24 protein-coding genes are annotated in these 24644 nt (G+C 61.9%); 9 read left to right on the top strand and 15 right to left on the bottom strand.

All coding sequences use genetic code 11. The features are described from left to right. The first annotated feature begins 104 nt into the window (after window positions 1-104). Both RGV59_RS12760 and RGV59_RS12755 read left to right on the top strand, forming a co-directional pair. Window positions 105-1004, top strand: coding sequence for a polysaccharide deacetylase family protein (locus RGV59_RS12760; protein ID WP_046490263.1), 900 nt, complete (start codon window positions 105-107; stop codon window positions 1002-1004). Between the two features lie 137 nt (window positions 1005-1141). Further along, on the top strand, window positions 1142-2608 hold the full coding sequence (locus RGV59_RS12755) for a M91 family zinc metallopeptidase (RefSeq protein ID WP_102617396.1): 1467 nt from the start codon (window positions 1142-1144) through the stop codon (window positions 2606-2608). 88 nt (window positions 2609-2696) lie between these two features. Here RGV59_RS12755 and pcaC read toward each other — a convergent pair whose 3' ends face one another. From pcaC to pcaR, 11 genes are all read right to left on the bottom strand, one after another. Continuing rightward, window positions 2697-3089: a 4-carboxymuconolactone decarboxylase gene (pcaC, locus tag RGV59_RS12750; RefSeq protein ID WP_017844824.1), complete on the bottom strand. Its 393-nt coding sequence runs from the start codon at window positions 3087-3089 to the stop codon at window positions 2697-2699. 10 nt (window positions 3090-3099) lie between these two features. Then, a complete protein-coding gene (gene pcaD / locus RGV59_RS12745) occupies window positions 3100-3891 on the bottom strand; it encodes a 3-oxoadipate enol-lactonase (RefSeq protein ID WP_102617395.1) in 792 nt (263 codons plus the stop codon). Window positions 3892-3901: 10 nt separating this feature from the next. Continuing rightward, entirely contained in the window at window positions 3902-5266 is a 1365-nt protein-coding gene (locus RGV59_RS12740; protein ID WP_102617394.1) for a 3-carboxy-cis,cis-muconate cycloisomerase, read from the bottom strand. Window positions 5267-5276: 10 nt separating this feature from the next. Next, complete coding sequence (locus RGV59_RS12735; protein ID WP_017844821.1) at window positions 5277-6572, bottom strand: MFS family transporter; 1296 nt, start codon at window positions 6570-6572, stop codon at window positions 5277-5279. A gap of 187 nt (window positions 6573-6759) precedes the next feature. Then, window positions 6760-7326: a protocatechuate 3,4-dioxygenase subunit alpha gene (gene pcaG, locus RGV59_RS12730; protein ID WP_102617393.1), complete on the bottom strand. Its 567-nt coding sequence runs from the start codon at window positions 7324-7326 to the stop codon at window positions 6760-6762. Window position 7327: 1 nt separating this feature from the next. After that, a complete protein-coding gene (gene pcaH, locus RGV59_RS12725; RefSeq protein WP_017844819.1) occupies window positions 7328-8032 on the bottom strand; it encodes a protocatechuate 3,4-dioxygenase subunit beta in 705 nt (234 codons plus the stop codon). A gap of 17 nt (window positions 8033-8049) precedes the next feature. Next, window positions 8050-9255 carry a 3-oxoadipyl-CoA thiolase gene (gene pcaF / locus RGV59_RS12720; RefSeq protein ID WP_173677806.1) on the bottom strand — a complete coding sequence of 402 codons (1206 nt, stop codon included), beginning with the start codon at window positions 9253-9255 and terminating at the stop codon, window positions 8050-8052. Then, window positions 9252-10031 carry a CoA-transferase subunit beta gene (locus RGV59_RS12715; RefSeq protein WP_017844817.1) on the bottom strand — a complete coding sequence of 260 codons (780 nt, stop codon included), beginning with the start codon at window positions 10029-10031 and terminating at the stop codon, window positions 9252-9254. The genes pcaF and RGV59_RS12715 overlap by 4 nt, the downstream gene beginning before the upstream one ends. Then, window positions 10031-10888, bottom strand: coding sequence for a CoA transferase subunit A (locus RGV59_RS12710; RefSeq protein WP_017844816.1), 858 nt, complete (start codon window positions 10886-10888; stop codon window positions 10031-10033). Before RGV59_RS12710 ends, RGV59_RS12715 begins: the two co-directional genes overlap by 1 nt. A gap of 171 nt (window positions 10889-11059) precedes the next feature. Beyond that, window positions 11060-12400 (bottom strand): MFS transporter, encoded by a 1341-nt coding sequence (locus RGV59_RS12705; protein ID WP_102617391.1) that lies wholly within the window; start codon window positions 12398-12400, stop codon window positions 11060-11062. 144 nt (window positions 12401-12544) lie between these two features. Continuing rightward, the gene (gene pcaR, locus RGV59_RS12700; RefSeq protein WP_017844814.1) at window positions 12545-13387 is read right to left on the bottom strand and encodes a pca regulon transcriptional regulator PcaR; all 843 of its coding nucleotides are present in this window, start codon (window positions 13385-13387) and stop codon (window positions 12545-12547) included. Between the two features lie 541 nt (window positions 13388-13928). Here pcaR and RGV59_RS12695 point away from each other — a divergent pair. Together RGV59_RS12695 and RGV59_RS12690 are read left to right on the top strand one after the other, a co-directional pair. Continuing rightward, window positions 13929-14129 carry a hypothetical protein gene (locus RGV59_RS12695; protein WP_003189295.1) on the top strand — a complete coding sequence of 67 codons (201 nt, stop codon included), beginning with the start codon at window positions 13929-13931 and terminating at the stop codon, window positions 14127-14129. Window positions 14130-14462: 333 nt separating this feature from the next. Beyond that, window positions 14463-15938, top strand: a complete 1476-nt coding sequence (locus RGV59_RS12690) for an inorganic phosphate transporter (RefSeq protein WP_017844813.1) — start codon at window positions 14463-14465, stop codon at window positions 15936-15938. Between the two features lie 176 nt (window positions 15939-16114). On the opposite strand, the gene ccoM is transcribed toward RGV59_RS12690, so the two are convergent. Beyond that, on the bottom strand, window positions 16115-16231 hold the full coding sequence (gene ccoM, locus RGV59_RS12685) for a cytochrome c oxidase subunit CcoM (protein WP_017844812.1): 117 nt from the start codon (window positions 16229-16231) through the stop codon (window positions 16115-16117). Between the two features lie 143 nt (window positions 16232-16374). Then, on the bottom strand, window positions 16375-16536 hold the full coding sequence (locus RGV59_RS12680) for a hypothetical protein (protein ID WP_017844811.1): 162 nt from the start codon (window positions 16534-16536) through the stop codon (window positions 16375-16377). A 132-nt stretch (window positions 16537-16668) separates the two neighbouring features. Between RGV59_RS12680 and RGV59_RS12675 the strand changes: the two genes are divergently transcribed. The 3 genes from RGV59_RS12675 to RGV59_RS12665 all read left to right on the top strand — a co-directional run bounded on the left by RGV59_RS12675 (window position 16669) and on the right by RGV59_RS12665 (window position 19084). Further along, complete coding sequence (locus RGV59_RS12675) at window positions 16669-17541, top strand: LysR substrate-binding domain-containing protein (RefSeq protein WP_126585681.1); 873 nt, start codon at window positions 16669-16671, stop codon at window positions 17539-17541. 89 nt (window positions 17542-17630) lie between these two features. After that, window positions 17631-17906, top strand: coding sequence for a RidA family protein (locus tag RGV59_RS12670; RefSeq protein ID WP_126585680.1), 276 nt, complete (start codon window positions 17631-17633; stop codon window positions 17904-17906). Beyond that, on the top strand, window positions 17903-19084 hold the full coding sequence (locus tag RGV59_RS12665) for an aminotransferase class V-fold PLP-dependent enzyme (RefSeq protein ID WP_126585679.1): 1182 nt from the start codon (window positions 17903-17905) through the stop codon (window positions 19082-19084). Before RGV59_RS12670 ends, RGV59_RS12665 begins: the two co-directional genes overlap by 4 nt. Here the strand turns inward: RGV59_RS12665 and RGV59_RS12660 are convergent. Further along, the gene (locus tag RGV59_RS12660; RefSeq protein ID WP_017844807.1) at window positions 19081-19422 is read right to left on the bottom strand and encodes a hypothetical protein; all 342 of its coding nucleotides are present in this window, start codon (window positions 19420-19422) and stop codon (window positions 19081-19083) included. The genes RGV59_RS12665 and RGV59_RS12660 overlap by 4 nt on opposite strands. Before the next feature lie 218 nt (window positions 19423-19640). Between RGV59_RS12660 and rapA the strand changes: the two genes are divergently transcribed. Next, complete coding sequence (gene rapA / locus RGV59_RS12655) at window positions 19641-22487, top strand: RNA polymerase-associated protein RapA (RefSeq protein WP_126585678.1); 2847 nt, start codon at window positions 19641-19643, stop codon at window positions 22485-22487. Between the two features lie 167 nt (window positions 22488-22654). On the opposite strand, the gene RGV59_RS12650 is transcribed toward rapA, so the two are convergent. Further along, window positions 22655-24007, bottom strand: a complete 1353-nt coding sequence (locus tag RGV59_RS12650; RefSeq protein WP_017844805.1) for a spinster family MFS transporter — start codon at window positions 24005-24007, stop codon at window positions 22655-22657. Between the two features lie 253 nt (window positions 24008-24260). Here RGV59_RS12650 and RGV59_RS12645 point away from each other — a divergent pair, with 253 nt between their 5' ends. Beyond that, window positions 24261-24629 (top strand): YkgJ family cysteine cluster protein, encoded by a 369-nt coding sequence (locus RGV59_RS12645; RefSeq protein WP_126585677.1) that lies wholly within the window; start codon window positions 24261-24263, stop codon window positions 24627-24629. Window positions 24630-24644: the final 15 nt, after the last annotated feature.

Raw genomic sequence — 24644 nt, 5'->3', positions numbered from 1 at the left:
CGCGTTTGTCAGCCTTTAACCCCACGTCGAGCATCTTGCGGTATCGTGCGCGCCTGCCGCTGCTGACCCATCCAGCAGCGGGTTTTATTCGAGCCTGCGCACCCATGAAATCTTTCGCCATCGCATCCGCCTTGCTCGCCCTGGCCTTGAGCCTCAGCGGCTGCATCAGCGCGCCCATCGCGCTGACGCCACAGACCGAACAACGCCTGCAGGCCCAGGCACCGATCCGTTTTCTGCTGACGTTCGATGACGGTCCCAGCGCCTCGGGGTACAACAACCCGACCCGCTCGGTGATGGCCGACCTGGCAAACAACCCGGTATTGCCGGGCATCAAGGCGGTGTTCTTTCTGCAGACCGAAGCCTCGCGCTCCGGCGGCAGTTCACGGGGCCGCAAGACCATGGAACGTGAGTTCGCGGCCGGGCATGTGCTGGCGTTCCACACGGCCACAGCCTTTCATACCAACCATCGCTGGTTGAGCGACGCTGAGCTTGAACGCACCCTCAGCCAGGGCGCTGCGGATATCGCCGCGATCACCGGCGTGTCGCCGACGCTGGTGCGCCCGCCCTTCTGGAACTATGACCGGCGCACCTTCGCCGCCTACCAGCGCCACGGCATGAAGGTGTTGTTGACCGACCTGAGCGCCAACGACGGCAAGATCTGGGGCTTCAACGCCAGCCCGCGCCGCCGCGAGAACCTGATCCGCCAGCTGTCGGTGGTGCGCGAACGCATCGCCTTGGGGGAATTGCCGACAGTCGACGGCGTGATACCGGTGGTGGTGACCTTCCACGACATCAACCGCTACACCGCACGGCATCTGCAAGAGTACCTGCAGATCCTGATGGACAGCGCCCGGATCGACGGCCTGAAGACCGCCGCCGAGCCGTTCTACACCGCTCACGCAGCACTGGAGCGGGCGGCATTGGCGCGTACCGTGAAGCAAGCGAGTGAAGAAGTGCATCTGCCCGGGGTGTGGAATTGGGTGTGGGACGCCGATTCCAACTGATGTGCGTTATCGGGCTGTGCATTGTCTTTTTTCATGCATGCTGTAATGAAGTAGTTATCGTCATGCGGGAACCCCTCCAACTTTTTCACCACTGATCGGCGGTAAATCACCGACGCTCACAAGAAAGAGTATTGACGATGCAAACCTCTTCCGTTGCGCCTAAAGCGCCCGAACCTAATGCCCTCCCCGGCGGATCGCCAGCTCCAGGCGCCCCTGCACTCATAAACAGCCCTCCCCCCCAGACCAGCAAGATTGTCAGTGACAAAAATGTCGATATCACACTGACAACCACGTCGTATCAGGGGGAAAGCGGGAAAAAAAATGTGACGATTCTAAAAATCGATACTGCCGATGGCGCGGACGACATTCACATCAGCAAAGGCGAACGCGGCCAACTCAATGCCGTGATAAATGGCAAAAGTTATTTACTGCCCGCTGCTAACAGCGATGCGACAGCGATAGCCATCAGGGCGAACAAGGGTGACGACACCGTTCGCATTGATCCTGATGTGATGGCTTACACCCTAATCCATGGAGGTGAAGGTAACGATCATATACAGACCGGAGGTGGTAAAAGCCAAGTTTACGGCGGCGCGGGTAATGACATCATCCAACTGGGCAGCGCAAGCAGTTACGCCGGCGGTGACGACGGCGATGACACCATGATGGGCGGCACAGGCAATCACACCATGTACGGCGGGAACGGCAACGACCGCATGTACGCGGGTTACGGTCCTGACAGCAAAACCAGCTACATGGACGGGGGAAACGATGACGACCTGATGCACGGCGGAAGCGGCCACAACATCATGCACGGCGGCAAAGGCAATGATCAGATAAACGCTTATGGCCGAAGCCATATCTACACGGGTAGAGGTCAAGACAGCGTCTATTCCAACTCAAGCGACGACGTTGTGTACGGTAAACGCAGCGATCACCTGGGATTGCCATTCGGATTCAAGTTTATCGAGACCGTGCCATTGCCCGAAAATGCAGGGCGCAAGGCGATTGATATCGAAGGTTCCCCGGCATTCAAGCAACGGGTTGAGGATGACCTGGAGTTTTACCGAGGCTCTCCCAACAGCCAGCACATGTTGAATGAACTGGACGCCGCCGCAGAGCGCAGCGGAGCCAAAGTCACGATAATGCAAGATATCACTGATACTCACATCGTCGTGCCGCCGGAGGGCGTTCCCCTGGAAGAATGGCAGGACCCCACGATCATCCGCGATGGGATCCGTGGCGCGGGCACGACAGAATCGTTTGTGACCTATAACCCGGTCATCCCCAGAGAAGCCTCGGACGAGTCGCGTGTGTTTCTGCCGACCACCACGACCCTGTACCACGAACTGGGTCACGCTTATAACGCAGCCACAGGCAGCACATTTTTCGGCAATACGGAAATTATCCGCCCGGACGGCACACGCACCCAGGAGCCCAATGATGAACGCCAGGTCGTCGGCCTGGAAACTGCCAGTCCGCCCTTCGACTTTGACAACGACCCCGCAACCGCGCCAACCACGTCAAATCCTTACCCACTGACCGAAAACGCGTTACGAGAAGAAATGGGCCTGCCCCTGCGAAAAAGCTACGGCTCCCTGTGAGTCGAGCTGACCGCTCAGCCCCGTGACGGTCAGCGACCGCTCCTCGACAACCTGTTGCCTCTCGCCAGGAGTGCAGTGCCGAGTCGCACTAAGCGCGCGACTCGACCCCCAATTCATCCCACACCGATTCGGCCAGATGAAACGTCGCATTCGCCGCCGGAATCCCGCAGTAGATCGCGCTTTGCATCAGCACTTCCTTGATCTCGGCACGGGTCACGCCATTGCTGGCGGCGGCGCGCAGGTGCAGTTTGAGTTCTTCGCCGCGGTTCATGCCGATCAGCATGGCGATGGTGATCAAACTGCGGGTGTGCCTGGGCAGGCCGGGGCGGGTCCAGATATCGCCCCAGGCGTGGCGGGTGATCATGTCCTGGAATTCGCTGTTGAACTCGGTCAAGGCATTCAGGCTGCGGTCGACATGCGCGTCGCCCAGCACTTCGCGGCGCACTTGCAGGCCGTCGGCGTAACGTTGTTTCTCGTCCACAAAAGACTCCTCAGCGGGCCAGCAGAAATTGAATGACCCGGTCGCTGAACGCCGCACCGGCTTGCACGTTGGACAGGTGGGCGGCGTAGAACTCGGCGTACTCGGCCCCCTGTACCTGACGCTGGATAAAGTGGCTGCCGGCGGGCGGTGTGACAGCGTCTTCAGTGCCGGCGATCACCAGGGTCGGCACGTGGATCGCCGACAGTTGCTCGCTAAAGTCTGCATCGCGCACCGCTGCGCAATTGGCAGCGTAGCCCTGGGGCGAGGTGGCCGCGAGCATGTCGGTAATGCGCTTGGCCTGCTGCGGGTTGGCCGCCGCGAAATCGGCGGTGAACCAGCGCGCAATCGACGCGTCGCGCAGCGCCACCATCGCGGCCGCACCGTCGCGCAGGACCATCTCGATACGCGGGTTCCACACGTCTGATGTACCGATCTTGGCCGCAGTGTTGCACACCACCAGGCGCTGCAAACGATCCTCCGCGTGAATCCCCAGCCATTGGCCGATCAGCCCGCCCATGGACAGCCCGCAGAAATGCGCGCGCGGGATGTCCAGCGCGTCCAGCAGCGCAATCACGTCGCGGCCGAGTTGTTCGATGCTGTAGGGGCCTTCGGTCACCAGGGATTGGCCGTGGCCACGGGTATCGAAGCGCAGCACGCGAAAGTGCTCGGCAAAGGCCGGGACCTGGGTGTCCCACATATTCAGGTCGGTGCCCAGCGAATTGGACAGCACCAGCACCGGTGCATCGATGGGGCCATCCAGTTGGTAATGCAGTTCGCCCTCGGCGAGTTGTACAAAAGCCACAGCAATCTCCTCAGGCAGTCAGTGCAAAGTGTTCGGTTACAGCGCGGCTGACCCAGGTTTGGGCCTGGCCCAGGTAGTGTGCCGGGTCGAGCAGGCGGTCCAGGTCTGTCGCCGACAACTCGGCGGTAATGAGCGGCTCATCGGCGAGGACGGCGCGCAGATGGCGTTGTTCGGCCACCGCGCGTTTGCAGCACTGCTCCAGCAGGTGGTGCGCGGTGTCGCGGCCCAGGCGCTGCGCGAGCACGATGCTGACGGCTTCGGCCAACACCAGGCCCTGGGTCAGGTCGAGGTTGCGCGCCATGCGCTCGGGGTCGACTTCCAGCCCTGCACTCACCAGCAGCGCCTGTTGCAATGCGCCAGAGACCAAGCGGCAAATCTCCGGCAGGGTTTCCCATTCGGCATGCCACAGGCCCAGGCTGCGTTCGTGTTCCTGGGGCATGGCGCTGAACAGCGTCGCCACCAGGCCGGGCACGCGGGTCGCGGCGCTGATCAGCACGGCGGCGCCCACCGGGTTGCGTTTGTGCGGCATGGTCGACGAGCCGCCTTTGCCGGGCGCCGCCGGCTCGAATACTTCCGCCGCCTCGGTCTGCATCAGCAGGCTGATATCGCGGCCCAGCTTGCCAAGGCTGCCGGCGATCAACCCGAGGACGGCAGCGAACTCCACCAGGCGATCACGCTGGGTATGCCAGGGTTGCTCGGGCAACGTCAGTTGCAACTGCGCCGCCAACGCTTGGGCAACGGGCATTGCCTGTTCGCCAAGCGCGGCCAGCGTGCCGGAAGCGCCGCCGAATTGCAGCACCAGCAAGCGCGGTTTCAGCTCGATCAAGCGCTGGCGGCTGCGGGTCACCGCGCCCAACCAACCGGCGATTTTCATGCCCAGGGTGACCGGCGTGGCATGCTGCAACCACGTCCGCCCGGCCAACGGTACAGCCGCATACCGCTGGGCCTGGGCTGCCAGAATATCGCCGAGGCGAGCCAGGTCGGCTTCGATCAACGCCAGCGCGCGCCGCAGTTGCAGGACCAGGCCGGTGTCCATCACATCCTGGCTGGTCGCGCCCAAATGCACATAGCGTTCGGCACTCGGGTCTTCACCGGCCACCCACTTGCCCAGCGCCTTCACCAGCGGAATCGCCGAATTGCCCGCCGAGGCAATCGCCACGCCGAGGGCATCGACGTCATACAGCGACGCCAGGCACGCCTGGGCAATCGGCGCGACGGCCGCCTGCGGGATCAACCCGACCTGGGCCTCGGCCCGTGCCAGTGCGGCTTCGAAATCCAGCATGCCCTGCAGGCGCCCCTGGTCGCAGAACACCTCGGCCATGCTCTCAGCGCTGAAGTAAGCGTCGAACAGTTGGTTGCTCGTGCGCAGCGTCATACCGCCTCCTTTATAAATCGTGATGCAGGTACGCCGCCTGTTTCGGCAGGCGCAGACTGAACAGGAAAGCCACCGCCATCATGCCGGTGACGTACCAATAAAAGGTGTTCTCCATGCCCAAGGATTTCAAACCCAAGGCCACGTATTCCGCCGAGCCGCCGAAGATTGCGTTGGCCACCGCATAAGCCAGGCCCACACCCAGGGCGCGCACCTGGGGCGGGAACATTTCCGCTTTCACCAGGCCGCTGATGGAGGTGTAGAAACTGACAATGGCCAACGCCAGCGTGATCAGCACAAACGCCAGGAACGGACTGCTGACGGTTTTCAGGCTGAGCAGGATCGGCACCGTAAACAAGGTGCCCAGCGCGCCGAACCACAGCATCGAATTACGGCGACCGATCTTGTCGGCCAGCATGCCGAACAGCGGCTGCATGCACATATAAAGGAACAGCGCGCCGGTCATGATGTAGCTGGCGGTCTTGGCGTGCATTCCGGCGGTGTTCACCAGGTACTTCTGCATGTAGGTGGTGAACGTGTAGAAAATCAGCGAGCCACCGGCGGTATAGCCGAGCACGGTGATAAAGGCCGCTTTATGGTCACGGAACAGCGCGGCGATGCTGCCGGCGTCCTTGTCTTCGCGCATTTCCTTGCTGGTGGTTTCTTTCAGGCTACGACGCAGCAGCAGGGAGATCACCGCCGCGATGGCGCCGATCACGAACGGAATCCGCCAGCCCCAGGCGCGCAATTCGTCTTCGCTGAGGATCTGTTGCAGGACCACCACCACCGACACCGCCAGCAGTTGCCCGCCGATCAGGGTCACGTACTGGAAGGAGGCGAAGAACCCACGCTGGCCCTTGAGCGCCACTTCACTCATGTAGGTCGCGGTGGTGCCGTATTCGCCGCCCACCGACAAGCCCTGGAACAGCCGCGCCACCAGCAGTAACGCCGGGGCCCAGGCGCCGATGTCTTTGTAGGTGGGCAGGAAGGCGATGACCAGGGAACCGGCGCACATCATCAGCACCGAGATCATCATCGAGTTCTTGCGCCCGTGCTTATCGGCCACCCGGCCAAACAGCCAGCCGCCGATGGGCCGCATCAAGAACCCGGCGGCGAACACTCCGGCGGTGTTGAGCAGTTGCACCGTGGGGTCGTCCGAGGGGAAAAACGCCGGGGCGAAGTAAATGGCGCAGAAGGCGTAGACGTAGAAGTCGAACCATTCGACGAGGTTGCCGGAGGATGCCCCGACAATCGCAAAAATCCGTTTGCTGCGTTCTTCTCCGGTGTAGTGACTGGTTGTTGTTGTCATGTTTTTTTCACTCAGTGGGAACGGTTATAGCCTAGACACACTTTGCAACAACCATGTTCCGCTTGTAGACATTTACATAGGTGTTGCCTGAAATGGCCTCATCGGGGGCAAGCCCCCTCCCACACTTGAATGTATTCACACATCAAAGGTGGGAGGGGGCTTGCCCCCGATAGGTTCTCAAGCCAACTCAGTAATCAAAGAACACCGTTTCCTTATCTGTCCCCTGCAACACCACATTCCACTGATGCACACCGTCCGCATCCGGCTTGGCAATCAAGGTACTGCGCCGCTCTGTGGGCACGCGCGCGAGCAACGGGTCATCCGCATTCAGCGCCTCACCGTCAAAATAAATCCGCGTGAGCAAGTGTTTCACCAGGCCACGGGCAAATACCAGCACCACCAGGTGCGGCGCCTGGGTCGTGCCCGCCAGCCCCGGCACGCTGCCCGGCTTGACGGTGGTAAAGCGGAAGCGCCCTTCAGCATCCACCGGCACCCGGCCGAAGCCTTCGAAGTTCGGGTCCAGCGCTTTGTCCTGGTCGTCCTCCGGGTGGTCGTACTTGCCGGCGGCATTGGCCTGCCAGACTTCCAGCATGGCGTCGTTGACGACATCACCGTTGCCATCCACCACTTGCCCGCTGATCGCCACGCGTTCGCCAAGGGTCGCGGCGTTGGCCAGGGCTTCGCGGTTCAGCCAGGTCAGGCCGATGTGGTAATACGGCCCGACGGTGTGGGACGTGGTCGCGTAAAGGCTCATCTCATTTCTCCATCGGCGTGGCGTCGCGGCCGCGCAGGACAATGTCCCAGCGGTAGCCGAGGGCATAGGAAGGAATGGTTTTTTCCAGGTCGAACGTGGCGATCAGGCGTTGCTTGGCCGAGGTGTCCGGTACGCAGTTGTAGATCGGGTCGTACTCGAGCAGCGGGTCGCCGGGGAAATACATCTGCGTGACCAGGCGCGTCAGCACGCTCGGGCCGAACAGCGAAAAATGGATATGCGCCGGGCGCCACGCATTGTGGTGGTTGCCCCACGGGTAGGCGCCGGGCTTGATGGTCTGGAACTGGTACCAGCCCTCGGCGTCGGTGACGGTACGCCCGGTGCCGGTGAAGTTCGGGTCGAGCGGCGCGTCGTGCAGATCGCGCGCGTGGTTGTAGCGGCCGGCCGCGTTGGCCTGCCAGATCTCCACGAGGATGCCCGGTACCGGCAGACCGTTTTCATCGAGCACGCGCCCGTGAACGATGATGCGCTCGCCCTGCGGCTCGCCGTCGTGCTGCGCAGTCAGGTCGTTGTCCTTCTCGTTGATGCGCTCGGCGCCGATGGTCGGGCCGGTGATTTCCGACAGGGAATGGGGCAGGAACACCAACGGCTGAGACGGCGAACGCAGGTTCGTCGACTGGTAGGCCGGGTGCAGGTAATCAGGTTGAGTGCCCGCTTGCGGGCGCCGGTAACCGGGCTTGTCACTCATGGAGCGGTCCTCTCTTATTAGATGCGTTCAATCGCCAGCGCCAGGCCCTGGCCCACTCCAACACACATGGTCGCCAGACCTTTGCGGCCGCCGGTTTTTTCAAGTTGATGCAGAGCCGTCAGCACCAGTCGCGCACCGCTCATGCCCAGAGGATGGCCGAGGGCGATGGCGCCGCCGTTCGGGTTGACCTGGGGCGCATCGTCGGCGATGCCCAATTCACGCAACACCGCCAGGCCCTGGCTGGCGAAGGCCTCGTTGAGTTCGATCACATCGAAATCGGTGACGGCCAGGCCCAGGCGTTCCACCAGCTTGCGAACCGCCGGCACCGGGCCGATGCCCATCACCCGTGGCGCGACACCGGCGCTGGCCATGCCCAGCACTCGGGCACGGGCGGTCAGGCCATGTTTTTTCACGGCCTCGGCAGACGCAAGAATCAGCGCCGCCGCCCCGTCGTTCACACCCGACGCATTGCCGGCGGTGACGGTCTTGTCCGGGCCATTGACCGGTTTGAGCCGGGCCAGGGTTTCCAGGGTGGTGTCGGCCCGTGGATGCTCATCGTGTTCCACCACGGTTTCGCCTTTTTTATGGGCGACCCGCACCGGCACGATTTCTTCGGCGAAGAACCCGGCGGCCTGGGCGGCGGCGGTGCGTTGCTGGCTGCGCAGGGCGAAGGCGTCCTGGTCGGCGCGGGACACATGGTAGTCGTCGGCGACGTTATCGGCGGTCTGCGGCATCGCATCCACGCCGTACTGGGCCTTCATCAGCGGGTTGATGAAGCGCCAGCCGATGGTGGTGTCTTCGAGCTTCATGTTGCGCGAAAACGCCGTGTCAGCCTTGCCCATCACGAACGGCGCGCGGGACATCGACTCGACGCCGCCGGCAATCGCCAATTCCATTTCACCGCTGGCAATCGCACGAAAGGCGGTGCCGATCGCGTCCATGCCCGAAGCGCACAAACGGTTGAGGGTCACGCCGGGAATGCTCGACGGCAGGCCCGCCAGCAACAGCGCCATGCGCGCGACGTTGCGGTTGTCTTCACCGGCCTGGTTGGCGCAGCCGAGGAACACTTCATCGACTGCGTGCCAATCCACGCTAGGGTTGCGTTTGATCAGCGCCTTGATCGGCAGTGCCGCCAGGTCGTCGGCACGCACCGTGGACAGGCCACCGCCGAAACGGCCGATGGGGGTACGAATCGCATCACAGATAAATACGTCGCGCATCAGGCTTCTCCGGGTGCTTGGCCGTGGGCGGCCGCTGTGCGGGCTTCGAGATCACGCAGGGCGGTCAGCTCGACTGCCGTCGGTTCCGCGGTGGTGCTGACCTGATCGGCAAAGCGGATCGCCCAGCCGGTGGCCGCGACCACTTGCTCGCGGGTCACGCCGGGGTGCAGCGCGGTGACCACGAACTCATGGCTGCCCTCTTCCGGCTCCATGATGCACAGGTCGGTAATAATCCCAACAGGACCGGCGCCGGGCAGGCCCAGGCGCTTGCGTGAATCGCCGCCCTCGCCGTGGCCGACGGAGGTGATGAAGTCCAGCTTGTCGACAAACGAACGCGCCGACTGCTTGAGAATGATCAGCACGCTCTTGGCCGAGCCGGCAATCTCCGGCGCGCCACCGGCACCCGGCAGGCGCACTTTGGGCTGGTGATAATCGCCGACCACAGTGGTGTTGATATTGCCGAAACGGTCGACCTGGGCCGCGCCGAGAAAACCGACGTCGATGCGCCCGCCCTGCAGCCAGTAGCGAAAGATCTCACCGGTGGGGACGACAGTGTCGGCAGTCTCGGCCAACTCGCCGTCACCAATGGACAGCGGCAATACGCTGGGCTTGGCGCCAATCGGGCCGGACTCGTAGATCAGCACCACATCCGGCGAAGACGTCAGGCGCGCCAGGTTGGCCGCCTTGGACGGCAGGCCGATGCCGACAAAACACACCGAATCATTCTTCAGACGGCGTGCAGCGGCGACGGTCATCATTTCATTGGTCGAGTAAGCCATTACTTGGCCTCCTGCGCGGCGGCCAGCTTGGCCTGGAATTCACTGAAATCGGCAGTGCCGTGGATGTATTCGTCGATCCAGGCGGTAAACGTCCCACGATCGCGAGCGATCGGGTCCCAGGCCTGGTAGAAACGGTTATCGCGTTGGTTATAGCCATGGGCATAGGACGGGTGCGCGCCACCAGGCACATGGCACACCGCCGTCAGCGCCCAGGTCGGCAGCACGCAGCTGTTCATCGGCGCGTTGAGGTCGTCGACGATTTCTTCGACGGTGACGATGCAACGCTTGGCGGCCAGCGCTGCTTCCTTCTGCACGCCAAGAATGCCCCAGAGCAGCACGTTGCCCTTGCGGTCGGCCTTTTGCGCGTGGATCACGCTGACGTCTGGACGTACCGACGGCACCGCCGCCAGCACTTCGCCGGTGAATGGGCAGGTGACTGTCTTGATCAGCGGGTTGACCTTGGGCAGATCGGAACCGGCGTAGGCACGCAACACCGCGAACGGCAGGCCGGAAGCACCGGCGACGTAGGCATTGGCCAGGTCGGCGTGGCTGTGTTCCTCAATCTCCAGGGGTTGCGGCCAGTGTTTCTCGACCGCATCACGCAGGCGATGCAGGGAACCCACGCCAGGGTTGCCGCCCCAGGAAAAAATCAACTTGCGGGCGCAGCCGGCGCCGATCAACTGGTCGTAGATCAGGTCAGGCGTCATACGTACCAGCGTCAGGTCTTTCTTGCCCTGACGAATGATTTCATGACCCGCTGCCGTAGGGATCAGGTGGGTAAAGCCTTCCAGTGCGACAGTATCGCCGTCGTTCACGAATCGCTTCACCGCGTCACGCAGCGCAAGAATTTCAGCCATGGGTTCGGGCTCCCGGTGTGGATCGAAAAAGGCGCGAAGGTGGCGCCGAAGTACTTGAAGGTTAAGCCGGGGCAAAAAGCCAAACAATCCGATAATCGACACAGTGTTCGATTATCGAACCAATTGTTGTCTAGCTAATCTTTCTTGCGCCCACAGGAATTGCGCGTGTCTTCAGGTGGCGTCGGCATGGCTGACCATGCCTTTGATCACCACGGCGGCCGTGGCCAATGCGGCGGGGATCACCAGCGCGGTGAGCACCTGCTCGAAGTTCCAGCCCAGGCCCAGCAAGGTGGCGCCCATCCACGCGCCGAGGATCGCGCCGAAGCGGCCGATACCGAGCATCCATGACACGCCGGTGGCGCGGCCCTGGGTCGGGTAGAAGCGTGCGGCCAGGGACGGCATCGCCGATTGCGCACCGTTGACGCACATCCCGGCGACCAGCACCAAGGTCGCCAACACGGTGATATTGCCCAGGCTCTGCCCTACCGCGTAGGCAAATACCCCGGCCAGCAGGTAGAACGTGCCGATGACCTTGTGCGGGTTGAACCGGTCCATCGCCCAGCCCACCCCGACCGCACTCAACACGCCACCAAACTGGAATAGCGCACCGATGAACGCGGCCTGTTCCATGCTCGCGCCACTGTCGCGCATCAGCGTGGGCAGCCAACTGGTCAGCAGGTACACAATCACCAGGCCCATGAAGTAGGTGAGCCAGAGCAACAAGGTGCCGGCGCTGTAGGTGCCGGAGAAGATCACCGCGAATACGTTGCGCGCCTTCACGGTTTTTTGCTCGGGCACGCTGAAACCGCTGGCTTGGGCGACGATGCCGGGCTCGATGGGTGACAAGGCTTTGCGCACCTTGTCGGTGCCGCGGTTGCGCACCACCAGGTAGCGCGCCGATTCCGGCAGCCATCCCCACAACACCACCGCGAGGATCAACGGCAAAATACCGCCGATAAGCAGCAAGCTGTGCCAGCCGAATGCCGGGATCAATTTGGCCGAGATAAACCCGCCACCGGCCATGCCCAGGTTGAAACCGCAGAACATGCTGGTCACCAGCAGCGATTTATGGCGTTCGGGGGTGTATTCGGACAGCAGCGTGGTGGCATTCGGCATACCGGCGCCCAACCCCAGGCCGGTGAGGAAGCGCAACACCAGCAACTGATCGACGTTGCTGCTGTAGGCCGAGGCCAGGCTGAAGGCGCCAAACACCAGCACCGCACTCACCAATACCACTTTGCGCCCGAAACGGTCCGCCAGCGGGCCGGAACCCAGGGCGCCGAATACCATGCCGATCAGCGCGGCGCTCATCACCGGGCCGAGGCTGGCGCGGTCAATGCCCCAGTCCTGGGACAGCGCGGGCGCGATGAAGCCCATGGCGGCGGTGTCGAGGCCATCGAGAAAGACAATCAGGAAACACAGGATCACCACACGCCACTGATAGCGTGACAGTGGCTGGGCGTTGATGAAGGACTGCACGTCCAGGGTGGTAGCGACAGAAGGTTGATTCATTATTGTTATTCCACACCGATGGCGGGCCAACGACCTGGGGTCGTCATTATTATTGGGCGGCGCTCAGAGCGCTGCCGCACAGTAATAACCCAGGGGAAACAACGTCAATTGATCGAACCGGGATCTGTGCGGTCACCGAACAGCTTAGGCAAACAGTTGCGCACTCAACTCACGGCTGGCGCTGAGCATGCTCGGCAGGAAGCGCTGCTCCAGTTCGCTACGGCTGACACGACCGGCATGGGTACTCACGTTGAGCGCCGCCAGCACCTGGCCGGACGCGTCATACACCGGCACCGCAATGGAGCGCAGGCCTTGTTCCAACTCCTGATCGACGATGCACCAGCCCTGCTGGCGCACGTGTTGCAGACACTCGAACAAGGCTTCAGGCGTGGTAAGGGTGCGGCTGGTCTTGGTTTGCAGGTCGGCGTGGTCGAGGTAGTCCTGCAGCGACGCATCGTCCAGCGCCGCCAGCAGGATGCGGCCCATGGAAGTGCAGTACGCCGGCAAGCGCCCGCCTACCGAGAGGTCCACGGAAATCAGGCGCTGCGTGGTGGCCGACCGGGCGATATAGAGGATGTCGTCGCCTTCCAGGGTGGCCATGTTGCAGGCTTCGTGAAGCTGCTCGCTCATGCGGTCCAGGTACGGTTGAGCGGAGACCGCCAACGGCGTCGAGGACAGATAGGCATGCCCGAGGGTCAGCACCTTGGGCAACAGCGAATAGGTGCGCCCGTCAGTGGTGGCGTAGCCGAGCTTGATCAAGGTGTGCAGGCAACGGCGCACGGCGGCGCGGGGGATTTCGGTACGGTGGCTGATTTGGGCGATGGTCAAGTGACGCTTGCGTTCCTGGAACGCCTGCACCACGGCCAGGCCACGGGCCAGGGAGGTCATGAAGTCCGGATCACCGGTGAATGCCTGGATGCGTTTGGCCGGTGAAGCCACGATCGGCGGCGCCGCTGACGCAAAGGAGTTGCGCAATTGATCGTTCATTTCAAGGTCCTCTTTATTATTTTCAACCGCTGGCGCTTATCGGCAACCGCGAAGGTTGCTCGCTATTGAAAGCCGCCCCGACTGGGAGACACAAGGTTGAGCCAGCAACGTTGGGCGATTATCGGACGATCATGCGATTATCGCAATTTTGCCGGCGCGATCATAAAAACCGGATCGCATGACAGCATTGGGCTTACGGCGGCATTTATGTCGGCCACTTCCCAACCAAGACTGACGCGTGCATGTAACAAAAGCCTCACACAACGTTGACGCTTTTTAACTTTATGATGATAGTGTTATTAAAATGCGCCGCTATAATGCAACCTGTGCAGAGGTCAGCCCGATATCCATATCGGGATGGGAGCTCGCCCGGCATCGTATGTTGATTATGCTGCCGTTTATAAATACCGGTTCAAGGAAGTCACCGCTGGCAATTCGTCTAAAGTTGAAGGGTTCACCTGCTCAACTTAAAACATGCCGAGGGCAATATTCGGGTGTAGCACTGCACGTTAATTAAACTCAACTCAAATTAGGTAACACTGTGACGAAAGATGAACTGCGCGCGGAACTTGAGCGCCAGGAGCAACGTTACAAGGACGTATACGGCGGGGAAGTCACCACCTACGCCGCTCAGCCTGAACCAGAGCGCAAGCCATGGCGCAAACGAGCGAGTCTGCTCGATCAGGCCTTTGCCCAGGAGATCCAAAAGATTGAACAGGAACTCAAAACCGAAGAGCCATAAGCATCAAGGTTTGAGTCCAACGGGTTCTGCTGTCTCCGCCGGCTCACCGCCGGCGGAGGGCACCTCGCTCGTGGGTCAATTATTCAGCGTCCTGCTGCGACCAACGAAATTTCGTACAAATGTTTCAGAGATGACGTTTAGGTGACAAAAACCCACCTCTACGACGCCGCGCTTTGTAAATCAAAGACTTGCCGAGCCCCCGAAAACCCTGGGATGCGCGCTGCTGCCCGGCTTTTTTTCAATGAAGATTGTTACCGATGAGCAGCTAGTGCATCGATTACCGAGGTTTTCTGGCATAATCGCGCCCCCTTACGACCGGGTCAGAAAACCTTCATGATCGATTTATTCAGCGGACTGGATGCTTGGGTTCTCGTGAGCCTGCTGCTCGCCCTGGCCTTTGTCCTCGCCTTCGAGTTCATCAATGGCTTTCATGACACCGCTAACGCGGTGGCCACAGTCATCTATACCAAAGCCATGCCGCCGCATCTGGCCGTGTTCTTCTCCGGGTTGTTCAACTTCCTCGGCGTATTGCTCGGCGGTGTCGGTGTCGCCTACGCCATCGTGCATTTGCTGCCGGTGGAATTGCTGATCAATGTGAACACCGGCCATGGTCTGGCGATGGTCTTCTCATTATTGGCCGCGGCGATCACCTGGAACCTGGGCACCTGGTACTTCGGTATTCCCGCCTCCAGCTCTCACACCCTGATCGGCTCGATCCTGGGTGTCGGCCTCGCGAATGCGCTGATCAACGACATTCCCCTGGCTGACGGGGTGAACTGGCAGAAGGCGATCGATATCGGTGCGTCCCTGGTGTTCTCGCCCATGGCCGGTTTTCTGGTCGCAGCCCTGTTGCTGATCAGCCTGAAGTGGTGGCGTCCGCTGTCCAAGATGCATAAAACTCCGGACGAGCGCCGCAAGGTCGACGAGAAGAAGCGCCCGCCGTTCTGGAACCGCTTGGTTCTGGTGATTTCCGCCATGGCCGTGAGTTTCGTCCACGGCTCCAACGATGGGCAAAAAGGTATCGGCCTGATCATGCTGGTGCTGATCGGTATCGTGCCGGCGCAGTTCGTTCTTGACCTGGGCAGCACCACTTACCAGATCGAGCGTACCCGCGACGCCACCCTGCACCTGAACCAGTTCTACCAGCGCAATCAAGTAACCCTGGGCGAATTCCTGGCTCTGGGCAAAAGCGTGAAGGACGACCTGCCGGGCAAGTTCCGCTGCAACCCACAGCAGACTGAACCGACCATCAACGCGCTGCTCGACACCTTGAAAGGTGTTTCCGACTACCATTCGTTGACGTCCGACCAGCGCATTGAGGTACGCCGCTACCTGCTGTGCCTGGACGACACCGCGAAGAAAGTCGGCAAGCTGCCAGGCCTGGACGCCCGTGAGAAATCCGACCTCGACAAGCTGCGCAAAGACCTGACCGCCACCACCGAATACGCACCGTTCTGGGTGATTATCGCGGTCGCACTCGCCCTGGGCCTGGGCACCATGGTCGGCTGGAAGCGCGTGGTACTGACCATCGGCGAGAAGATCGGCAAGCAGGGCATGACCTATGCCCAAGGCATGTCAGCGCAAATCACCACCGCCAGCATGATCGCTCTGGCCAACATCTTCAGCCTGCCGGTATCGACCACCCACGTGTTGTCGTCCGGTGTTGCCGGCACCATGGTTGCCAACAAGAGCGGCCTGCAAGGCGGCACGGTGAAGACCATCCTGATGGCCTGGGTATTGACCCTGCCGGCGACCGTAGGCCTGTCGGCCGGGTTGTTCTGGATGGCGTCCAAGGCGCTGGGCAGCTGATAGCCCGCTGGCCATGACAAAGGTGCGATCCGCGAGGGTCGCACCTTTTTTTATGCGGTCGATCTCAAGCCGAACGCCGTTCAGAAGTGAGAGCGGTGTTGATTAAATCGCGGGCAAAAAAAAGGGCGACCGAAGTCGCCCAAAATGCCTTGCGTGCTCATGTAACCTGGAAAAACCTATGGTTTTTTACGCTTGTTCGCGTCTCTCCAGATAAAAAATCCAAACCCTACGAAGAACAGCACCATGAGGCCAACTGTCAGCACTCCGGCAAATACCACATTATCGAAAAACATGACTGGCCTCCTGCTGTTGCCTTGTTGCGATAGGGCTAAGTTAAAGGAGAAGGCGGGATGGGAAATTGACGAGGATCAATGTCGCCCACGACGGGGCGTAAAGAAGGGAAATAACTGACCTGCATCAATAGATGCAGGCTGTTTCAACGCTTTTTCGGTTTGTTTTTCGGTTTTTTCTTAACTTTTCCGAGCGGCATCGCCTGTTCAAACGCCTGGCGAACCTCATTCAGACGTTTGTCGTTGAGGTCATGCACCCGTTTAGCGCGTTCGGCGTTCAGGTCGATCAGTTTGTCGTCATCACTCATGGCTTGGCTTACGTCGTGGCGGGGATCGCTTAATAATGCGGCCTCACTTGCCCGACAGCAAATCAGCGGGCGACAAAATGCAGGTCATCGCCCAAAATCGGCACTTCCCCCTTACCCAAGAGGCGCACACAGGTGGCACTGCACAAGGACCTTCCGCCGTTGCTGGCCCTGCGCGCCTTCGAGGCCGTGGCGCGGCACTTGAGCTTTATCAAGGCGGCCCATGAGTTGTCAGTGACCCAGAGCGCGCTCAGCCACCAGGTACACAAGCTCGAACAGTACCTGGGCAAACCACTATTTGTCCGACGCACCCGCGCGATTGATCTGACCGCAGACGGCCAACACTACTACGAGCAAATCCGCCCTGCCCTCGACCTGATCGCCGCCGCCACCCGCAGCCAACGGGTGGCGTCCAGCGTCACGGTGTTGCGCATCGGCTTGCTCGCGTCCTTTGCCACCTTATGGCTGGCGCCGCGCCTGGCCGGTTTTCTGCAACGCTACCCGCAGATCCAGGTGGAGCTGGTGCCAGCGATTCAACTGGCGAACGTCGCGGCGGCCGAGGTCGACCTGGCCATCCGCTATGGCAAGGGCGACTGGCCCGACGTGCAAGCCACGCGGCTGATGCCGGAAGTGCTCTCCCCCATGTGCAGCCCGGCGTTCAAGGCCAGCCGGCAGCACAACGGCGCTCTGCTGATGGCCACCTCGCACCGCCCGTTCGAATGGACGGATTGGTCCGGCCATTATCAAGTCGACCTCAGCCCGCATCCGCGCGTGGTGCTGCATGACTACAACATCGTGGTCGAAGCCGCCGTGGCCGGCCAAGGTATCGCCATGGGCCGTCACCGCTTGATCGAGCGCCGGCTCCAGGACGGCAGCCTGGTAGAAGCCTTCGACTGGCCGCCGTATCGCAGCGAAATCGGCTACTGGCTGATCGCGCCTCAAGGCCCCGCCAGCGCGGCGGCCGAATGTTTCAGCGCGTGGTTGAAGGCTGCCTGCGCCGACGCGTGAGTTATTTAGATACGTCGGATGATATCTATGCGTTTGTCGTCCATCACCTTGATCAACATGCTGAAACCTCTCAACCCAGAGGATTCAACATGCGCGATTCCATCCGCCAACGCGTGCAGGCCCTCGGCCTCACGCTGCCGACGCCCAGCCAGCCGATTGCCAATTACATCAACCATGTGATCAGCCGGAATCAGTTGTTTATCTCCGGGCAAATCCCGTTGCTGGACGGCAAACCGGCCTATGTCGGCCGCCTGGGCGAATCCCTCGGTGACAAAGGCCGGCATGTACGCACGGCTGTCGGTGTGTCCAGCCTGCCGGGGGGCGTGGCGGTGGAAGTCGACGCCGTGTTCGAGCTGCAGCCATGAGCCCGCTCGACGTCCAGCGCCTGCGCGAGGCCACGCCGGGTTGTCGGTCCGGTCTCGTACACTTCAACACGGCCGGTGCTGCATTGCCGAGCCAGGCGACCCTCGACACCATCATCGAGCAACTGCAACGCGAAGCGTGCGACGGCCCGATGGAGGCCAGCGAGCATGGCGCCATCCTGGTGGAAAAAGCCCGCCGCGCCGCCGGCCAGTTGCTCAATGCACCCACCGCGTCGATTGCCTTTGCCGGCAGCGGCTCGACCGCCTGGAGCCTGGCGTTCCAGGCGCTGGGCCGGTGGCAGCCGGGCGACAGGATTCTGGTGGGGCGCCACGAATGGGGCGGCAACCTGGCGAGCATGGAACTGGCGGTGCAGGCCGGTGCGCGAATCGAGGTGATCCCCTGCGATGAAACCGGTGCAGTCTGCCCGGTAGCCCTGGAAGCGATGATCGACGCAAGCGTGAAACTGATCGACCTGACCTGGCTCCCCGCCAATGGCGGCCTGATCAACCCCGCCCAGGCGATTGGTGAAGTGGCCAGGCGGCATGGCATCCCCTACTTCATCGATGCCGGCCAGGCGGTCGGCCAGGTGCCGGTGGATGTGCAGGCGCTGCACTGCGACGTGCTCAAGTCGGCGGGCCGCAAGCACCTGCGCGGGCCGCGGGGCACGGCGCTGCTGTACGTGCGGCCGGACTTTCTGGCGCGGTTGAACCCTGCGCAGCGCGATGTGTTTTCAGCACCGTGGAGCGCCCAGGGGTTCGGCCTGCGCAACGATGCCCGACGCTTTGAAACCAGCGAAACGTCCTACGCCTTATTCGCAGGTTTGGGCAATGCGTTGCAGGAACTCAATCAACTGGGGATTGAGCGGGTGTGGGACCGGGTCCGGCAGACCAGCGAGCGAATCCGCGAAACGTTGCGTCAGACTCCGGGAATCTCCCTGCATGACTTGGGCACCAGCCACTCAGGCTTGATCGCCTTCAACCTCACCGGCTGGGACGCCTTCGAGCTCAAGCGTCGCCTGGAGCTCAAGCGCATCAATATCGGCGCCAACGATGTGGCGTATACCCCACTGGATATGCAGGCACGAGGCCTGGCCAGCATTGCGCGAATCTCCGTCAGCCCGCTCAACACCGATCAGGACATTGAACGGCTGATGGCGGCCTTGCGCGAACTGCGCGATTAAACCTCGACGTCCACCCACAACCCCTGGCGCGGCGCGTCTTCGATCAGCGGCGCCACGGGCACGGTGTTATCGGCGTTGAGCTCGTCGCCGGGGATCGCCAAGTGCGCCTCCGGGTCGTCATCGGCTTCGCGCCGGCGTTTCTGCTGCTCCTGCTGGCGACGTTGCTCCTCGCGCAGCAAAAACGTCGACTGCTCGGCATCGCCTTTTTTCAGGTCGATCGTGCTCTCGTTGGAACTCGCTTGTACGGGCACCACGGGCGGAATATCGGGTTTTTGACGCACCGGGTCGAGTTGCGACGTGACCGGCACAACGCTGACGGGCAGCATAGGTGGCAGCATAATAGTTGTTCTCCTGTCAGCAGGCTGTCGGCGGGCGGCGGGCGGACTTGAGCGCAGGCTTGCCAACCTGTGACCCAGTCGACACTCACAAGTGCCCGCCATCTGTCGACTCAACATTCGATGCACGGCGCAAACCGCGTAGTTTTTGTCAGAGTCCTTTGGATGAGGGCCTTGTTCCGTTAAGATAGTCGGCTTTTTCACGGCGGGAGTCAGGCAGCATGGCGCAGCAGTATCAACCGGGGCAACGCTGGATTAGTGACAGCGAAGCAGAGCTGGGTTTAGGCACCGTTCTGGCACAGGACGGCCGCTTGCTGACCGTGCTCTATCCGGCCACTGGCGACACGCGCCAGTATGCGCTACGGAATGCGCCCCTCACCCGCGTGAGGTTCTCGCCGGGCGACAGCATCACCCATTTCGAAGGCTGGAAAATGACCGTGCAAGAAGTCGACGACGTCGACGGCCTGCTGGTCTACCACGGCCTCAATGGGCAGAACGAGCAGGTCACCCTGCCGGAAACCCAACTGTCGAACTTCATCCAGTTCCGCCTGGCCAGCGACCGTCTGTTCGCCGGGCAGATCGACCCGCTGGCCTGGTTCTCGCTGCGCTATCACACCCTGGAACACACCAGCCGCCAGTTGCAATCTTCGCTGTGGGGCCTGGGCGGCGTGCGGGCGCAACCGATTGCCCACCAGTTGCACATCGCCCGTGAAGTCGCCGACCGTATCGCGCCACGGGTATTGCTGGCCGACGAAGTGGGCCTGGGCAAGACCATCGAAGCCGGCCTGGTGATCCATCGCCAGTTGCTGTCCGGGCGCGCCAACCGCGTGCTGATCCTGGTTCCGGAAAACCTGCAGCACCAATGGCTGGTGGAAATGCGCCGGCGCTTCAACCTGCAAGTGGCGCTGTTCGACGAAGAACGCTTCATCGAAAGCGATGCCGCCAACCCGTTCGAAGACACCCAGCTGGCCCTGGTGGCCCTGGAGTGGCTGGTGGACGACGAGAAGGCCCAGGACGCACTGTTCGCCGCCGGCTGGGACCTGATGGTGGTCGACGAAGCCCATCACCTGGTCTGGCATGAAGACAATGCCAGCGCCGAGTACTCGCTGGTCGAACAGCTGGCCGAGGTCATCCCTGGCGTGCTGCTGCTCACCGCCACCCCGGAACAACTGGGCCAGGACAGCCACTTCGCGCGCCTGCGCCTGCTGGACCCGAACCGTTTCCACGATCTGCAAGCGTTCCGCGCCGAAAGCGAGAACTATCGCCCGGTGGCCGAAGCGGTGCAGGAACTGCTGGACAAGGGCCGTCTCTCCCCGGCCGCGCACACCACCATCCAGGGTTTCCTCGGCAACGAAGGTGAAGCGCTGCTCACCGCCGTCAACGATGGCGACACCGAAGCCAGCGCGCGCCTGGTGCGCGAGCTGCTCGACCGCCACGGCACCGGCCGCGTACTGTTCCGCAACACCCGCGCCGCGGTGCAGGGCTTCCCGGAGCGCAAGTTGCACGCCTACCCGCTGCCGAACCCGGACGAATACCTCGAATTGCCGCTGGGCGAACATGCCGAGCTGTACCCGGAAGTCAGCTTCCAGTCGCAGCCGGATATCGAGGAAGACAATCGCTGGTGGCGCTTCGACCCACGGGTTGAATGGCTGATCGACCAGCTGAAAATGCTCAAGCGCACCAAGGTCCTGGTGATCTGCGCCCACGCCGAAACCGCGATGGACCTCGAAGACGCCCTGCGCGTGCGCTCCGGCATCCCGGCCACGGTGTTCCATGAAGGCATGAACATCCTCGAACGTGACCGCGCCGCCGCCTACTTCGCTGATGAAGAATTCGGCGCCCAGGTGCTGATCTGTTCGGAAATCGGCAGCGAAGGCCGCAACTTCCAGTTTTCCCACCACCTGGTGCTGTTCGATCTGCCGTCCCACCCCGACCTGCTGGAACAGCGGGTCGGCCGTCTGGACCGGATCGGCCAGAAACATGTGATCGAACTGCACGTGCCGTACCTGGAAACCAGCCCGCAAGAGCGCCTGTTCCAGTGGTACCACGAAGCGCTGAATGCGTTCCTCAACACCTGCCCGACCGGCAACGCCTTGCAGCATCAGTTCGGCCCACGCCTGCTGCCGCTGCTGGAAAACGCCGACGACGGCGAGTGGCAAGCCCTGATCGACGAAGCCCGTGCCGAGCGCGAGCGCCTGGAACAGGAACTGCACACCGGCCGCGACCGTCTGCTGGAGCTCAACTCCGGCGGCGCGGGTGAAGGCGATGCGCTGGTGGAAGACATCCTCGAGCAAGACGACCAGTTCGCCCTGCCGATCTATATGGAAACCCTGTTCGATGCGTTTGGTATCGACAGCGAAGACCATTCGGAAAACGCGCTGATCCTCAAGCCCAGCGAAAAAATGCTCGACGCCAGCTTCCCCCTGGGCGACGACGAAGGGGTGACCATCACCTACGACCGTAACCAGGCGCTGTCGCGTGAAGACATGCAGTTCATCACCTGGGAACACCCGATGGTGCAGGGCGGCATGGACCTGGTGCTGTCCGGTTCCATGGGCAACACCGCCGTCGCGCTGATCAAGAACAAGGCGCTCAAGCCCGGCACCGTGTTGCTGGAGCTGCTCTACGTCAGCGAAGTGGTTGCCCCGCGTTCGCTGCAACTGGGCCGCTACCTGCCGCCGGCCGCCCTGCGCTGCCTGCTGGACGCCAACGGCAACGACCTGTCCGGCCGCGTGTCGTTCGAAACCTTGAACGACCAGCTGGAAAGCGTGCCACGGGCCAGCGCCAACAAGTTCGTCCAGGCCCAGCGCGACCAGCTGACGCCGCGCATCAACGCCGGCGAAGAGAAGATCACCCCGCGCCACGCCGAGCGCGTGGCCGAGGCCAAGCGTCGCCTGGCAGCCGACACCGACGAAGAACTGGCGCGCCTGACCGCGTTGCAAGCGGTCAACCCGACCGTGCGCGACAGCGAACTGGTTGCCCTGCGCCAACAGCGCGAGCAAGGCCTGGCCATGCTCGACAAGGCCGCCCTGCGCCTGGAAGCGATCCGGGTGTTGGTGGCGGGTTGATTGCTGCGTTGCTCAGCTAAAAAGAAGGCCCGCGCAATGCGGGTCTTTTTTATTCACTGAAGAAGGTCTTCGCCAGTCATGGCCTCATCGGGAGCAAGCCCCCTCCCACACTTGGAATGCAGTTCCAGTGTGGGAGGGAGCTTGCTCCCGATGGCGTCAACACGATCTCAAGCCGTCGCAGCAGCAGCCGGCACTGCCACCTCCACCGCCACCAGCCCGTCTTTCATCCGTTTGGCATCCCGCACAAAACTGCGCGACGCCTGAAACAGAAACAGCATGGTCAAGAACAGCGCCACCGGAATCAAGTACATGGCGTCATGCAACCCCACCGCTTTATAAGCCTCGGTCATCTGCTCCGCCCCGGCGGCATACATCGCCGAATGGGCAAAGTGATCGGACAGGCCCCCCACCACCACCGGCCCCATGCCGCCGCCCAGCAAGTACAGGCCGGCAAAGAACAGCGCCATCGCCGTGGCCCGCAGGCGCGGCTCGACCACGTCCTGGATCGCCGTGTACACACAGGTGTAGAAGTTGTAGGCAAACAACCAACCCACACTGAACAGCGCGACAAACACACCGATCTCGATACGCCCGGCGTGCAAGGCCCAGGCGGTGGTGACGGTGGAAATGATCAGGCTGAACGCGGCAAACAACAGGCGGCCATTGGCAACCCGTTGATGGATCTTGTCGGCAACCCAGCCGCCCAACGTCAGGCCGACCAGCCCGGTCAACCCGACGATCACCCCGGTGGCAACCGCCGCGTCCTGCAACGGCATCAGGAAATAGCGCTGCAGCATCGGCACCAGGAACGAGTTACACGCATAGGTTGCGAAGTTGAAGCACAGCCCGGCCAGCACCAACCAGAGAAAGGTCGGCACCGCCAGCACGCGGCGGATCGGGCGGTCGACGCGTTCCTGGGAGACTTGCACGGTTTCTGCCGCGCCGCGCTTGGGTTCTTTGATAAAGAACATGAAGACCGCGAGGATCAGCCCCGGCACGGCTGCGATAAAGAACGGTGCGCGCCAGCTGTCGAACGCCTTGACCATCGCGCCAATGGTAAAGAACGCCAGTAACAGGCCCAATGGCAGGCCCAGCATGAAAATGCCCATGGCCCGCGCACGGCGGTGGGCCGGGAACAGGTCGCCAATCAGCGAGTTGGCCGCCGGCGCGTAGCTGGCTTCGCCGATGCCGATGCCCATACGCACCAACAGGAACGTCCAGAAACTGCCGACCATGCCGTTGATCGCCGTCAACCCGCTCCACGCGAACAGGCCCCACCCCATGAGTTTGCTGCGCGAACCGGTATCGGCCAGGCGCCCGAGCGGCAGGCCGGCAATGGCATAGACGATGGTGAAGGCGGTGCCGATGATGCCCAGCTGAAAGTCGCTCAGGTGCCATTCCATGCGGATCGGCTCGATGATGATCGCCGGAATGGTGCGGTCGAAGAAGTTGAACAGGTTGGCGAGGAACAGCAGGAACAGAATGCGCCAGGCATTCGCCGCTTGGGTCGAGTTCTGCATGGGTCCGTCTCTTTTATTGTTATGAGAGCTGCGATGCCCGATGCATCCTGCTCAGGTATCTGCAACATAGTCAGGCCGACGACGCTTGTCTGTAATGATTCGTAACGCTGATAGGGCATGATTTCACCCGAAACTACGGGACTTTCCCTACGAAAAATATAAGTGTGCCCTGCTCTTCCCAACGGCCATGGCGCGATTAGAATGGCGAGCCTTCCTGTCGCAACCCTTCTTACTTTCCTTATCGAAGACGCCCATGTCCGAAGCCAGTCCGTGTCTGAATTGCGGTGCCTGCTGTTCACACTTCCGTGTGTCTTTCTTCTGGGGTGAGTGCGCCTCGGCGGGGGGCACGGTGCCCGACGACCTGGTGGTGCAGATCAACCCCACACGCGTGGCGATGATCGGGACCGACCAGAAACCCGCGCGCTGCTGCAGCCTTGAGGGCGAAGTGGGCAAAGGCACTCATTGCACGATCTATGAGCAGCGCTCCAGCGTGTGCCGCGAGTTCGACTCCTCTTGGAGCCAAGGTGTGCAAAACACCGATTGCGATGCCGCGCGCGCAGCATTTGGTCTGGCGCCGCTGGAGCCACCACCTTTCGAGCTGGACCTGCCCATCAGCGCTTAGCCGCCAACAGGGCCG

Source organism: Pseudomonas sp. FG1 (assembly GCF_034313875.1).
In the GTDB taxonomy this organism is placed as follows: domain Bacteria; phylum Pseudomonadota; class Gammaproteobacteria; order Pseudomonadales; family Pseudomonadaceae; genus Aquipseudomonas; species Aquipseudomonas veronii.
Note: the sequence above shows the minus strand (reverse complement) of the source record. Positions and strands in the feature narration are given on the sequence as shown.